Raw genomic sequence first — 13,407 nt, forward strand, 5'->3', positions numbered from 1 at the left:
GTCCCAAAGGCGGCCCGCCACCACAGACCTTATATTGTCGGTGCCTCCTGGCAGAGTTGGGACATGGAGCGAATGTCGGAGAGTGGTTCGGGCGCAGCAGTGGCGCCTGGGCAGGTTCCCTATGCTCCAGACGCGGTTCAAGCCGGCGCGTTTCCGGCCAGCACTGTCAGTGCGGACCTGATCGAGCAGCTGCGTGTTTTGGAGGAGATGAAGTCCGCCATCTGCGGTTTGCAGGCGCGGGTTGCCGCGGCTTTCGATCTCGCCCAGCGCGCCGAACAAGCCGAAGCCGGTGTCCCTGCATCGGAGCGTGGCAAGGGTGTGGGTGCCCAGGTTGCGTTGGCTCGCCGTGAGTCACCGAACCGTGGTTCCCGGTTGCTGGGTTTCGCGAAGGCCCTGGTTATGGAGATGCCGCGGACTCTGGCAGCGCTGCAGTCCGGGCTGCTGAATGAGTGGCGGGCCACGCTGCTGGTGAAGGAGACTGCTTGTCTGTCTGTTGAGGACCGGCGTGCGGTGGATGAGGAACTCGCGCCCGATACCGGGACCTTTGCGGGTAAGGGCGACCGGGCGATCATTGCAGCGGCGAAGGCGGCGGCGTATCGACGGGATCCGCGGTCGGTGGTCGGGCGTGCCAGCCGTGCTGCGGCCGAACGGACCGTGAGCCTGCGTCCGGCGCCGGACACCATGACGTACCTGACCGCGCTCCTTCCCGTCGCCCAAGGAGTGGCGGTCTACGCTGCCCTCACCAGGGCTGCCGATTCGGCCCGCTGCCGCGGGGATCTGGCTGGTGGGGATGCCGTATCTGCCGGCGTCGTCCCGACACGCGGCCAGCTCATGGCCGACACCCTCGTTGAGCGCGTCACTGGCACCCCGGGCGGAATCTCAGGGATCAATCTGGACCTCGTCATGACCGACCGGACCCTCTTCCAAGGAGACAGCGAACCAGCACGCCTCAACGGCTACGGAATCGTGCCTGCCGAGTGGGCCAGATCAATGGTCGCCGAGGGGCAAGCTGAGCAGGATCAACCTGATCAGAACCAGGACAACGAGCTCACTGTTTGGCTTCGCAGGCTCTACACCGCGCCGGCCACGGGAGAGCTGCTTGCCACCGATTCCAAGGTGCGGCTCTTTACTGGTCGGCTTCGGCGGTTCATCGAAACCCGCGACGATACCTGCCGGACGCCGTATTGCGATGCGCCCATCCGGCATATCGACCACATCGTGCCTTGGCGTTCCGGAGGGGAGACCAACCTCGCCAACGGTGCAGGACTGTGCGAAGCCTGCAATCACACCAAGGAAAGCCCCGGCTGGTCCGCCAGAGCCATCCACGCCGATGTGCATACGCTCGAAATCAGTACCCCCACAGGGCACAGCTACCAGTCAAAGGCCCCGCCACTACCTGGACACCGACCCTCCAGAACGTAGGGCCCTCCTCGCCCCTCGGCGTTGACGTGGGCGTTATTCCTCCGTGAAGTCCCCTGCATCCCTGCGGAAGGCGCCCAGCACGCGGATGAGGTGGTCGACGTCGTCGTCCCCGAAACCCGACTTGCCGAAAACCTCGGAGTTGAGTGCCGCCGTCGCCTTCTTTGCGATGGTGCGTCCCTCTGCGGTGAGCTCGATCAGGGTGGTGCGGCCGTCGGTGGGGTGCGGGGAACGGGCCACCAGAGCGGCCTTTTCCAGGCGGTCGACGGCGTTGGTTACCGACGTGGGATGCACCTGCAGGAGCGCGCTGGCTTTGTTCATGGGCAGCGCGCCGCTGCGGGCGAAACTCAGCAGGGCCAGGAGTTCGTAACGCGCAAACGTCAATCCGAAGGGCTTGAGCACGGTTTCGATGCGCGCGAGCAGGATCTGCTGCGTCCGCATGATCGCGGTAATGGCGGCCATGGGCGCAGCGACATCGCCCCAACCATGCCGTTCCCAATTGCGTTGGGCATCGGCGATGGGATCTCGGGGGAGTGGGGTGCCCATGGGCCTCCTAATGGTGTGGTGCCGGCTGCTCGGGTGCTTAGTCTTTCAGATTCGGGAACTCTTCTTCGGTATATTCCACGCCCAAACCTGCGGGCAGGGGGCCGTCACCGTGCCGCTGAACTTCAGATCCGCGCAGTTCAACCCGCCGGATCTTGCCCGAAATCGTCTTGGGCAGCTCGCCGAATTCAAGCCTACGGATCCGCTTGAAGGGGGCCAGGTGCTCGCGGCAATACCGCAGGATGTCCTCCGCCACGGCAGGACCGGGTTCGTATCCGGCGGCCAGCACCACGAACGCTTTGGGAACCGACAACTTCACTGCATCAGGCGAAGGAACGACGGCGGCCTCCGCCACTGCGGGATGCTCGATCAGCACGCTTTCGAGCTCGAAGGGTGAAAGCCTGTAGTCGGAGGACTTGAAGACGTCATCGTCCCGGCCGACGTAGGTGATCACGCCGTCGGTGTCACGGCTGGCCATGTCGCCGGTGTGGTAGTAGCCGTCGCGGAAGGCTTCCGCCGTTTTCGCTTCGTCCCCGAAGTAGCTTTTCATGAGCCCCACGGGCCGCGGATCCAAGCGCAGGCAGAGTTCGCCGTCGTCGGCTTCTTCGCCGGTGAGCGGGTCCACCAGAACGACGTCGTACCCGGGAAGCGGGCGCCCCATCGAACCGATCTTTACCTGCTGTGCGGGCGTGTTGGCGATCTGGACTGTGGACTCGGTCTGGCCGAAACCGTCACGGATGGTCACGCCCCACGCATGCTCAACCTGTCCAATGACCTCGGCGTTCAGGGGTTCGCCGGCGGAGACCACCTTCCTTGGCGGATTGGCCAGCTGTGTCAGGTCTGCTTGGATGAGCATCCGCCACACGGTGGGCGGCGCGCAAAAGCTTGTCACGCCTTCGCGGCCCATCTGTGCCATGAGCGCTGCAGCATCGAAACGGTCGTAGTTGTAGATGAAGACTGTGGCCTCGGCGATCCAGGGCGTAAAGACGTTGGACCACGCGTGCTTGGCCCATCCCGGCGAGGCCACGTTCAGGTGCACGTCTCCCGGTTCCAGGCCGATCCAGTACATGGTGGACAGATGGCCCACGGGGTAGGACGTGTGCGTGTGCTCAACCAGCTTGGCCCGGGACGTGGTGCCGGACGTGAAGTACAGCAGCAGGGTTTCGTCCGCCTTGGTGGGCGCGTCGGGCGTGAAGTCCGTGCCGGCGTCGTACGAATCCGCGTACTGTTTGGCGTCCGCGTTGGTGCGTTCCGCGCCCACCTCGATGAGCTGGTAGTTGCCCTCGACGGCGGCAAACTTGCCAATGTTGGCGCTGCCGACCGCCACCCAGGCTGCGCCGCCGCGTTCGACGCGGTCCTGAAGATCCCGGGCTCCCATAAGCGTGGTGGTGGGGATCATGACGATGCCCAGCTTGATCCCGGCCAGCATGAGTTCCCAAAGCTCCACCTGGTTACCGAGCATGATGATCATGTGGTCGCCGCGCCGGACGCCTTCGCCGCGGAGCCAGTTGGCCAGCTGCGACGATCGGTCCGATAGTTCCTTGTACGTCCGACGCGTGGCGCGGCCGTCCTGTTCCACGATCACCAGGGCTGGTTTGCCACCTCGTCGGGGGTCTGCTGCCAGTTGGTCGAACCAATCCAAGGCGAAATTGAACTCCTCGAAACGCGGCCACTGGAATTCAGCATGGGCCGTTGCGTAGTCCTCGCGCAGTTCCAGCAGCCGGTCGCGGGCCGCACGGAAGTCTTCTGTGACTGTCATAGTCCGCCTTTCGCTTTCGGGTTGCCTTGGCGCCGTCGCCAGGGCCCCGCCTAGTGATCCACATCACCTTGCAATATACTAGGACATCCAAGGGTTTGGAAGAGCCTACCGGGACATGACGAAGGGGTCTAATGCTCGAACAGAAAGCTGCCGGCACCGTTACCAGCGGTCCAGCTTCAGAACGCGTCCTCCCTCCCTACCCGGAGGCGGACCTTATGCACGTGGTCGATCTGCTCCCCAGCGGGGAACGCGAGCGGTACTTGCAGGTCAGGGAATTCCTGCAGTCACGGATCCGCGCGGCCAGCATCGATTACTGGAACCGCGAGGAGTTTCCATGCGAACTGCTCGCGGAAATGGCCAAGTTCGGGCTTGGCGGCCTGCAAACGGACGGCTCCTCCCAGTTGTTCAAGGGGCTCATGTACACCGAGGTGGCGCGCGCCGACGTGTCACTCTCGGCCCTGGTGGGCATCCATAACGAACTCATCGTAGGCATGATCCACGAGCTCGGCTCCCCTGAGCAGAAGCGCATGTGGCTCCCCGGCCTGGAGGCCTTCACGCAGCTGGGAGCGTTTGCCTTGACCGAACCGGACCACGGTTCGGACATCGCCGGAGGACTTTCGACGACGGCGCGGCGCGACGGCGGCGAATGGGTCATTACCGGTGCCAAGCGCTGGATCGGGGCCGCAACGATTGCCGACTTCGCCCTGGTGTGGGCCCGCGACCTCTCCGACGGCCACATCAAGGGATTCATTGTGGAATCCGACCGCCCCGGGTACTCCGCCACGAAGATCTCCAACAAGATCGGCCTGCGCATCATGCAGAATGCCGATATTGTCCTGGACGAGGTCCGGATCCCGGCGTCGAATCTCCTGCCCGGCGCCACCGAGTTCTCCCGGGCCAACGATCTCCTCCGGGATTCGCGCGCATGGGTGGGCTGGCAGGCTGCGGGCATCCAACTGGCTGCCTTTGACATTGCCCGTTCCTACGCCTTGGAACGCCGGCAGTTCGGCAAGGAACTCGCCCGGTTCCAGCTGGTGCAACAGCAACTCGCCGACATCCTGGGCAACGCGAACGCTTCCCTGTCAATGATGGTGGAACTGGCCCGGATCCAGCAGGCAGGGAAGCTTGAGATGGTGCAGGCTGCCATGTGCAAGGCCACTACTACCCGCTTGGCCCGTTCGTCGGTGGCAATGGGCAGGTCGCTTCTGGGTGGGAACGGAATCACCACGGATTATGAAATGGGCAAGCTGTTCGGCGACGCCGAAATCCTTTACACCTACGAGGGCAGCTACGAGATCAATTCGATGATCGTGGCCCGCGCCGTGACGGGAAAATCGGCGTTCGTGTAGGCGCTGGTTTCAGACTGAAATGGGCATCCCTTCGCCAACGGAATGTTGGCGAAGGGATGCCCATGGTGTGCTTGCGTGCTAGGAGGTTTGTGCCGCTGACAAGGTGGAGGCGGCGGGTGCCGGTTCCACCGGTGCGGGGTCGGCAGGCGCGGGGTCCGTTGGCGCGGTCGCAGGCGCCGGTGCGGCGTGTTCGGCCAGGACTCCTGTCTTGTGCCTGATGCGGAGGCGGTAGAGGAGAGCGCCGCCCACCACCACCGCGGCAACGAACATCACGCCGCCCCATTGGAGGTACCACTCGAACGGCGGGACTGAGTTGTAGATCTCCGGTCGCGGCCACACCAGGTTCAGTGTCATGGCTCCGCCCCAGAGGACGGCCAGGATGTTGACGGGCAACCCCCACTTCCCGAGGCTGAACCCGGGCTCTGAGCCATCGTCCTTCAGCGGCCACTTCTTGAGGAACCGGCGCCGCAGCATCGGAACCGTGACCAGAAGGTAGGAGAGGTAGATCAGGACGATGCTGATGCTGGAGAGAATGGTGAAGATCGCGGGCTGCGAGATGTTGACGATCAGCGGAATCACTGCCACCACACCAATGACAATGGCAGCCACTGTGGGGGTCTTGCGCGTGGGATGCACTTTGCTGAGTTGGCGGCTGAAGGGAAGGTTGTTGTCCCGGGCCATGGCAAACATCATCCGGATGGCTGCGGCGTGGACCGCCAGGGTGCAAACCACCACGGCGACCACGATGCAGACCAGGAAGGCTTTGCCGAAGGGGCCGCCCAGCACCGAGAGCACGATGTACTGCAGTCCGCCATCGGCCGCTCCGATCTTGGGGTCGGAAAGGTCCGGTGCCGCCAGGATTCCTCCCAGGAGCAGCAGTCCGCCCAGCAGGAAGGATGCCGTGACGGCGCGAAGGATCGCCTTGGGGGCAGTGCGCTTGGGATCCTTGGTTTCTTCACCGAGGGAGCTTGCGGTGTCGAATCCGTACATAACGTAACCCGAAGCCATGGCGGCAATGAGGAACACACCAAAGAAGCCCAGCGGTTGCCCTTCGCCGAAGCCGGCGGTGTCCAGGAGGACTTCAGGCCCGCGCACTGCGTGCCAGATGAGTGCCACGATCAGCAGGACGGCCGCAACCAATTCGACGAACACGCCCACACTGTTGATCATGGTCATGAGCTTCACGCCGAAAGCGTTGATGAGTGTGGAGATGCCGATCATGATGCTGGCAAGGATGACGCCGTTGACGGCGAAATCGTAAGGACCTGTTCCGTCGCCAACAAGCTGGAAGCCGCTCCAGATCTGCGGCAAGGTGATTTGCAGTGCCAGGGCCACGGAGCCCAGGGCCATGATGGAGGAGAGCAGCAGCAGCCATCCGGCCAGCCAGGCCCACGTTCCACTCGAGAGCCTCTTGGCCCAGTTGTAGACCGAACCGGCAACGGGATAGCGTCCGGCCAATTCCGCGAAACACAGGGCGACCATCAGTTGGCCCACGAAGACGATGGGCCAGGACCATGCATAGGCGGGGCCGGCCGTGGAAAAACCGAAATAGAACAGTTGGAAAACACCCGTGAGGATGGAGATGTAGCTGACGCCGGCTGCGAAGCTGGCAAACTTACCGATGCTGCGGTCGAGGGTCTGGGCATAGCCAAACTCGTCCATGCCGCTTGCATCGCTCTTGCTGGGTCCTGATTTGCTGGGTTCTAACATTCGAACTCCTAACTCAGACATGCACGAATGGTGATGACTTGCGGCCGCCATTGGACGCAGTCGAATCAAAAGGCCGGGCACCACTGTGTGCCTCCGGCTGTTTCCCCCGTTGATGTTGCGTGGCTGGCCAGGCGCTCGATGTAGTCGGCGCCCGGGCCAGGTCCGCCAGGCCATCACCCTGTAGGTGTGGCGTGGGTCATATAAAGCAGGCTAGTTTAGTTTGAACAGGCGTTCAAGGGATTGCATGAACAAATGTTCAAAAGTTTGCGGTGTTACGGCTCAGGCAAGCGACAAGCTGAAGTCCGCCTCCGCCGTCGTGGTTTCTTCCGTACGGCTGGCGCGTATGAGGTCGGCGCAACGCTCACCGATCATCATGACAGTGATGTTCGGGTTAACAGTGACGTGCTCCGGCATGACGGACGCGTCTGCGACCCGGAGCCCCGTGACGCCCTTGACCCGCAGTTCGGGGTCCAGAGGTGACATCTCGTCGTCGCAAGCTCCCATCCGGACTGTGCCCACCGGGTGGTAGACGGTGTTGTGCGTTTTGCGGATGTAATCCCGCAGTTCTTCGTCCGTCTGGGCCTCGATTCCGGGGGAGAGTTCCCGGCCCGTCCACTCCGCCATGGCAGGTTGGGCGGCGATCTCGCGGGCCTTACGGATACCGGCCACCATGACGCGCATGTCGTGGCCCTCCGGATCCGTGAAGTAGCGCGGGTCCACCATGGGCTTATCGCGGAAGTCCCGGCTGCGCAGGCGTACGGTGCCGCGCGAGCGTGCGTGCGTGACGTTGGGAGTCAGGCTGAAACCGTTCTCGGTGGTGGGGTAACCGTGCCGGAGCGTGTTCATGTCGAAGGGGACCGAGCCGTAGTGCATCATCAAGTCCGGGCGGTCCAGGCCGTCCTCGGTGGGCGAGAAGATGCCGATCTCCCACCACTGTGTTGAGCTGTCCACCATGGGCTGCTTGGCTTCGAACTGTACGACGCCCTCAGGGTGGTCCTGCAGGTTCTCGCCGACGCCGGGGGAGTCCACCAGTGCCTCGATGCCATGCTCCGCGAGGTGCGCTGCCGGGCCGATGCCCGAAAGCATGAGCAGCTTTGGCGAATCGATGGCGCCCGTGGAGAGGATGACCTCGTGGCGGACGGACAGGCGGTGGGTGCGGCCGAAGGCCGAATCGACGACGTCGACGCCGGTGCAACGCTTGTCGGCGTCGAACACCAGTTGGCGGGCCCTCAGTCCGGTCAGGAGCGTGAAGTTGGGGCGATCGACGATGGGGTGGATGTAGGACACCGAGCTGGAGGAACGGGTTCCGTCGGCGCGGCGGTTGATCTGGAAGAAGTTCGCGCCATTGACCACGGTTTTGCCGGTGTTGAACTTCGCCCGCGGAATGCCTGACTGTTCGCAGGCGTCCAGCAGTGCGACGCCAGCGGGGTCGGCCGGCGGCACGTTCATGAGGTGCACGGGACCCGAGTCTCCGTGGTGGGGAGCGTCCGGTCCGGCGTCCTCGTTGGTCTCCAGCCGCTTGTACAGCGGCCAGGCGGCGTCGGCGTTCCATCCTGCTGCGCCATACTTTGATTCCCACTCGTCCAGGTCCTCGCGGGGAGCCCAAAAGGCGATGCAGGAGTTGTGGCTGGAGCAGCCGCCCATGACCTTGGCGCGGGCGTGGCGCATGAAGGAGTTGCCGTTTTCCTGTGGTTCGATCGGGTAGTCCCAGTCATAGCCCGATTCCAGGAGTTCCATCCAGCGGTCCAACTGCAGGATTTCGGGCAGGTTGCGGTCGTCCGGGCCCGCTTCAACGAGCGCGACCGTGACATCCGGATCCTCGCTCAACCGGGCGGCAACGGCTGCGCCCGCTGACCCGCCGCCAATGACGACGTAGTCGAAGGCGCGCTCGCCGAGGTCCTCAATGTTGTCGAAGTGCATCTAGTTCTCCTTGCCGTGGTCAGCGAACCAGCCAGTGACCTGGGGGTTGGTGTTCTGGTAGATGTGCTTGGCCTCCTGGTACTCAGCCAGTCCGCTGGGGCCTAGCTCCCGGCCTACTCCCGATGCGCCGAATCCGCCCCACTCAGCCTGCGGGAGGTAGGGGTGGTAGTCGTTGATCCAGATGGTGCCGTGGCGGAGCCGGCCCGCTACGCGCTGTGCCTTGCCTGCGTCCTGGGTCCAGACAGCTCCGGCCAAGCCGTAGATGGTGTCGTTGGCAATGGCCACGGCCTCGTCCTCGGTGCTGAACGTTTCCACGGTCACCACGGGGCCAAACGCCTCGTCGGTCACCACGGACATTCCCCGGCTGACGCGGTCCAGGATGGTCGGTCGGTAGTAGAAGCCGGCGTCGTACTTTTCGCCTTCAGGTGCCGAACCGCCGGTCCGCAGCCGGGCGCCTTCGGCGATGCCGCGCTGGACGTACTCGTGGACCTTGGCGCGGTGCTCTGCGGAGATGAGCGGGCCGGTCTCGGCGTCCTCGTCGAAGGGGCCGCCCAGGCGGATGGCCTCGGCGCGGCGGACCAGTTCGTCAACGAAGCGCTCCGCGATGGACTCCTCCACCACAAGGCGGGCGCCCGCCGAGCAGACCTGGCCGGAGTGGAGGAACGCGCCGTTGAGGGCGTTGTCGACGGCGGCATCGAAGTCGGCATCCGCGAAGATGACGTTGGGGTTCTTGCCGCCCAGTTCCAGCGCCACCTTCTTGACGGTGGCGGAGGCGGCTGCCGCGATGCTCTTGCCGGTTTCCAGGCCGCCGGTGAAAGAGACGAGGTCGACGTCGGGATGTTCCGTCAGCGGTGCGCCCACCTTGCGGCCGGGTCCGGTAAGAAGGTTCGCGACGCCGTCGGGCAGGCCCAGATCCTTCAGCAGCTGCATGGCGAGGATGGCGGTGGATGGTGTCAGTTCGGCGGGTTTGAGGACGAAGGAGCAGCCTGCGGCCAGCGCGGGGGCGATCTTCCAGGCTGCCTGCAGCAGGGGGTAGTTCCATGGCGTGATGAGGCCGCAGACGCCTACGGGTTCGTAGACAATGCGGCTGACGACGTCGGGGTTTCCGGCGTCGACGACGCGGCCCGGTTGCTGGCCGGAGAGCCTGCCGAAGTATTCGAAGCAGGCAGCGATGTCGTCGATGTCGATCCGGCTTTCGACAATGCGCTTGCCGGTGTCCAGGGATTCGGCGCGGGCGAACTTCTCGCGGCGTTCACGCAACTCGGCGGCAACCTTGAGCAGGAACGCGCCGCGCTCAGGCGCCGGCACGGAGGACCATACGCCGGAATCGAAGGCTGCGCGGGCTGCGGCGATGGCGCGTTCTGCGTCGTCAGGGCCGGCCTCGGACACCGTGGCGACCAGCTCGCCGTCGGCGGGGTTGTGGATGTGGCGGACTTTGCCGGACGCGGACGGCTCCCAGGAGCCGTTGATGAAAAGCGTGGCAGCGGAGTCGGAAAATGTGGCTTGGGTCATACGAAGCAGAGTAGTTCATCTTGAACATCTGTTCAAGGAAAATTATGAACAGATGTTCAAGTCTCGGTTATGTGCGGCGTTGCGGCTCCACCCATCCGCGTCACCGGCGGCTACGAATCAGTGGCATGGAAAAGCTTGGATCCCGGACAAGAGGTACCCGCACCATGGCAGCGCTGGCAGGTGTGGTGTCGGCAGGCGTCGTGCTCGCCATTGCGGAGTTGATCGGCGCATTCTTCACCGCAAGGGCAACTCCACTGTTTGCCCTGGGTTCCACGTTTATCGACTTCACCCCGCCGCCGCTGAAAGACTTCGCGATCGCCACATTCGGCACCAACGACAAAGCGGCCTTGTTTGTCGGGATGGGCTTGACGATCGCCGTGCTTGCCTGCGTCCTGGGAATCGTGGCCTACCGCAAATGGGCCCTGGGCGTGCTGGGCGTGCTGTTCATGGGTGCAGTCATTGTTGCTTGCGTCCTGACCCGCGCCGGCGTTGGACCCCTTAATGCCATCCCCTCCATCGTGGGAACCATTGCCGGCCTCCTGGTCCTGCGCCGCCTGATGGTTCCGTTGTGGGGGCTGAAGCCATGGCCTGAGGCGCCCGCCGATCGAGCGGCCGACGCCGGTGACCACCTTGGGAGCGCCGTCGCCGCGAGCGTCGGTACCAGCCGCCGTCGTTTCTTTGCCGCGGCCGGGATCACCGCCGTTGCCGCCGGCATCGCGGCGACCGGCGGGCGGTTGCTCAGTGCCGCCCGGAGCAACGTAGCCCAAGCCCGCGACGCCCTTCGCCTGCCCTCACCGGCTAAGGCGGCGGCTCCTGTGCCGGCGGGTGTCCAGTCCCCGGTGGAGGGAGTGTTCCCTTGGCTGACGCCGAACAGCGATTTCTACCGTATTGACACAGCTTTGAGCGTCCCGGAAATCAACGTCAACGATTGGGAACTGCGAGTGCATGGAATGGTTGAACAGGAGGTCACCCTGAACTTCCAGGACTTGCTGGACGCGGATCTGATCGAATCACACGTCACCCTCACCTGCGTGTCCAACCCGGTGGGCGGAAAGCTGGCCGGCAACGCCAAGTGGCTGGGCCTGCCCATCCGGGAAGTCCTGGCCAAGGCAAAGCCGAAGGAGGGTGCGGACATGGTGCTCTCAAAATCCATCGATGGCTTCAGTGCCTCCACCCCGCTGGAGGTCCTCCAGGACGACCGCGATGCCATGCTGGCGATCGGCATGAACGGCGAGCCGCTTCCGGTGGAGCACGGCTACCCTGTGCGGATGGTTGTTCCCGGGCTCTACGGCTTTGTCTCCGCCACCAAATGGGTTGTGGAGCTGGAGGTCACCCGGTTCGCGGACGCCAAGGCCTACTGGACTGAACGCGGCTGGTCCGAGCGTGGCCCCATCAAGACCATGGCGCGTGTTGACGTACCCAAGTCCTTTGCTAAGTTCCCCCCGGGGAAGGTCGCCGTTGGCGGCACCGCCTGGGCCCAGACGCGCGGCATCACCAAAGTTGAAGTCCAAATCGACGACGGCGAATGGGCGGAAGCAACGCTTTCCGACGAAGCATCCACGATCACCTGGCGCCAGTGGTCCTATGAATGGGACGCGACGCCCGGCATCCACTACGTCAAGGCCCGGGCCACAGACGGCACCGGCGAAGTCCAGACCGAGAAGCGTGCCGATCCCGTGCCGGATGGAGCCTCGGGTTGGCCGTCGGTGATGGTGACGGTGGAGTAGGGGAGTAGCGGCGTAGAAGATTTTTCCAGTCGATGTAACTATTGGTCCCCGCGTGGAAACAACATGTATGAGCAGCCCATTCTGCTCAGTAGCTCCACGGGGGAAGGACCCAGACCATGAAGTACCACCGATCCTGCTTTGCCAAGACTGCCACGCTTGGATCGCTCGCGCTGGCGCTTACACTCATCGCCTGCACACCGGCAGTTCCGCAGGCCAGTACTTCAACTACCAAGGCAGCATTAATTGACCCGCTGCTGCCGTCATCAGAGCCCGGCACGGCTGACCCGGCAGGCGGCCCGGTGTTGTTCGAAGAGCCAGCCTTGGCCATCGTCCCCGTGCCCGCGGCAGATGGCCCCGCGGCGGTTCCTGCCCCGGCAACTCCTGCCCCGCAACCCACAGCGTCCGCTGACGCTGAAGCGGGCGAGTGCACTCCAGGCAATATCGACATTCAGCGGCATGACCAGGTCCGGGCGATTAATCCCATCCCGGTCAACGAGCAGCAGTATTACACCGTCCTCGGCTGTGCGGAGGGCTGGCTCGCCTTTTCCATCTCGGATGAAGGCGTCAGAACCATCGGACTCGACGGTGGCAACGCCTGGTACAACATAGCCACGCTCCAAAGCAACGGCAGATACCTCACTGATTACGCCCAGCGGTGGACCAGCGTCTATAACTGGGAATTCCAAGGGTTTGCGGTCCGAAATGGAGAATTCGCCACCGCCCAGGAAGCCATGGACCATGAGTTCGCGGCCAACGGCATACCCGTCCGGCTGCGGGAACAACTCGTTGGTGCCGGACCGGCAGTCCCAGCACCCGGCGGTCCCGCCGCGGGCGAATGCACCCCGGCCAACATCGATATCCAACGCAACGACACAGTCCGGGCGATCAAGCCCATCCCCACCGAGCAGCAGCAGTACTAAACCGTCCTCGGCTGCGCCGAAGGCTGGCTCGCGTACGCCATCTCAGACGAAGGCGTCAGAGCTGCCGGGCTGGATGGCGGCAACGTCAGCTACAGCCTGGCCCGACTCCAAAATGATGGTCGTTTCTTGACCGACTTTGCACAGTTGTGGACCAGCGTCCACAACTGGGAATTCCTCGCTTTTTACGTCCGGGACGGGAGATACGCCACGGTGCAAGAGGCCATGGACGATCAATTCGCCACCTACGGCATACCCGTCCGGCTGAGGGAACAGCTTGTTGGTTCCGGACCTGCGGCGCCAACAAGCACAGGCACCCCATGATCGACACCCATTCCGCAGTGATCTTCGCGGTGCTGTTCGTTCACCTCATCGGCGTGGTAATCCTCGCCGCCTCGGCTGCAGTCCTCGTGACCGCGTTGTTCGTCGTCATTTTCGGCGTGCAAGCATTCAAAGGGATGGGGACGCAGGTCCTGTTGCCGCGGATGCAAAAGCAGGCTGGCACGCGAGGAAGGGTTCGAGTGCCCCGGAGACCCATTCGTCCCTGACCC

At 63.9% G+C, this 13,407-nt stretch carries 11 protein-coding genes; 6 read left to right on the forward strand and 5 right to left on the reverse strand.

Annotated features, from left to right (window positions below):
• Positions 1-72 precede the first annotated feature (72 nt).
• Positions 73-1,422, forward strand: coding sequence for an HNH endonuclease (locus PJL15_RS07770; protein WP_281450646.1), 1,350 nt, complete (start codon positions 73-75; stop codon positions 1,420-1,422).
• 33 nt (positions 1,423-1,455) lie between these two features.
• Here the strand turns inward: PJL15_RS07770 and PJL15_RS07775 are convergent, their stop codons facing one another.
• A complete protein-coding gene (locus PJL15_RS07775) occupies positions 1,456-1,965 on the reverse strand; it encodes a MarR family winged helix-turn-helix transcriptional regulator (RefSeq protein ID WP_281450604.1) in 510 nt (169 codons plus the stop codon).
• Positions 1,966-2,002: 37 nt separating this feature from the next.
• Positions 2,003-3,721, reverse strand: a complete 1,719-nt coding sequence (locus tag PJL15_RS07780) for an AMP-binding protein (RefSeq protein WP_281450605.1) — start codon at positions 3,719-3,721, stop codon at positions 2,003-2,005.
• A 131-nt stretch (positions 3,722-3,852) separates the two neighbouring features.
• Here PJL15_RS07780 and PJL15_RS07785 point away from each other — a divergent pair, with 131 nt between their 5' ends.
• Positions 3,853-5,070 carry an acyl-CoA dehydrogenase family protein gene (locus tag PJL15_RS07785; protein WP_281450606.1) on the forward strand — a complete coding sequence of 406 codons (1,218 nt, stop codon included), beginning with the start codon at positions 3,853-3,855 and terminating at the stop codon, positions 5,068-5,070.
• Between the two features lie 78 nt (positions 5,071-5,148).
• On the opposite strand, the gene PJL15_RS07790 is transcribed toward PJL15_RS07785, so the two are convergent.
• From PJL15_RS07790 to PJL15_RS07800, 3 genes are all read right to left on the reverse strand, one after another.
• Entirely contained in the window at positions 5,149-6,780 is a 1,632-nt protein-coding gene (locus PJL15_RS07790; protein ID WP_281450607.1) for an APC family permease, read from the reverse strand.
• A 279-nt stretch (positions 6,781-7,059) separates the two neighbouring features.
• Positions 7,060-8,700, reverse strand: coding sequence for a GMC family oxidoreductase (locus tag PJL15_RS07795; protein ID WP_281450608.1), 1,641 nt, complete (start codon positions 8,698-8,700; stop codon positions 7,060-7,062).
• Entirely contained in the window at positions 8,701-10,212 is a 1,512-nt protein-coding gene (locus PJL15_RS07800) for an aldehyde dehydrogenase family protein (RefSeq protein WP_281450609.1), read from the reverse strand.
• A gap of 125 nt (positions 10,213-10,337) precedes the next feature.
• Here PJL15_RS07800 and PJL15_RS07805 point away from each other — a divergent pair, with 125 nt between their 5' ends.
• The 4 genes from PJL15_RS07805 to PJL15_RS07820 all read left to right on the forward strand — a co-directional run bounded on the left by PJL15_RS07805 (position 10,338) and on the right by PJL15_RS07820 (position 13,404).
• Positions 10,338-11,939 (forward strand): molybdopterin-dependent oxidoreductase, encoded by a 1,602-nt coding sequence (locus tag PJL15_RS07805; protein WP_281450610.1) that lies wholly within the window; start codon positions 10,338-10,340, stop codon positions 11,937-11,939.
• Positions 11,940-12,055: 116 nt separating this feature from the next.
• On the forward strand, positions 12,056-12,859 hold the full coding sequence (locus PJL15_RS07810; RefSeq protein WP_281450611.1) for a hypothetical protein: 804 nt from the start codon (positions 12,056-12,058) through the stop codon (positions 12,857-12,859).
• 126 nt (positions 12,860-12,985) lie between these two features.
• The gene (locus PJL15_RS07815) at positions 12,986-13,180 is read left to right on the forward strand and encodes a hypothetical protein (RefSeq protein ID WP_281450612.1); all 195 of its coding nucleotides are present in this window, start codon (positions 12,986-12,988) and stop codon (positions 13,178-13,180) included.
• Positions 13,177-13,404, forward strand: coding sequence for a hypothetical protein (locus PJL15_RS07820; RefSeq protein ID WP_281450613.1), 228 nt, complete (start codon positions 13,177-13,179; stop codon positions 13,402-13,404). Before PJL15_RS07815 ends, PJL15_RS07820 begins: the two co-directional genes overlap by 4 nt.
• The last annotated feature ends 3 nt before the right edge of the window (positions 13,405-13,407 follow it).

The sequence above is a fragment of the Paenarthrobacter nitroguajacolicus genome, assembly GCF_029952445.1.
In the GTDB taxonomy this organism is placed as follows: domain Bacteria; phylum Actinomycetota; class Actinomycetes; order Actinomycetales; family Micrococcaceae; genus Arthrobacter; species Arthrobacter nitroguajacolicus_B.

What these genes read in the sequence shown, in the direction of transcription:
- PJL15_RS07770 (WP_281450646.1), top strand. Translation starts at nt 73, where the DNA reads ATGTCGGAGAGTGGTTCGGGCGCAGCAGTGGCGCCTGGGCAGGTTCCC.
- PJL15_RS07775 (WP_281450604.1), bottom strand. Translation starts at nt 1,965, where the DNA reads ATGGGCACCCCACTCCCCCGAGATCCCATCGCCGATGCCCAACGCAAT.
- PJL15_RS07780 (WP_281450605.1), bottom strand. Translation starts at nt 3,721, where the DNA reads ATGACAGTCACAGAAGACTTCCGTGCGGCCCGCGACCGGCTGCTGGAA.
- PJL15_RS07785 (WP_281450606.1), top strand. Translation starts at nt 3,853, where the DNA reads ATGCTCGAACAGAAAGCTGCCGGCACCGTTACCAGCGGTCCAGCTTCA.
- PJL15_RS07790 (WP_281450607.1), bottom strand. Translation starts at nt 6,780, where the DNA reads ATGTTAGAACCCAGCAAATCAGGACCCAGCAAGAGCGATGCAAGCGGC.
- PJL15_RS07795 (WP_281450608.1), bottom strand. Translation starts at nt 8,700, where the DNA reads ATGCACTTCGACAACATTGAGGACCTCGGCGAGCGCGCCTTCGACTAC.
- PJL15_RS07800 (WP_281450609.1), bottom strand. Translation starts at nt 10,212, where the DNA reads ATGACCCAAGCCACATTTTCCGACTCCGCTGCCACGCTTTTCATCAAC.
- PJL15_RS07805 (WP_281450610.1), top strand. Translation starts at nt 10,338, where the DNA reads ATGGAAAAGCTTGGATCCCGGACAAGAGGTACCCGCACCATGGCAGCG.
- PJL15_RS07810 (WP_281450611.1), top strand. Translation starts at nt 12,056, where the DNA reads ATGAAGTACCACCGATCCTGCTTTGCCAAGACTGCCACGCTTGGATCG.
- PJL15_RS07820 (WP_281450613.1), top strand. Translation starts at nt 13,177, where the DNA reads ATGATCGACACCCATTCCGCAGTGATCTTCGCGGTGCTGTTCGTTCAC.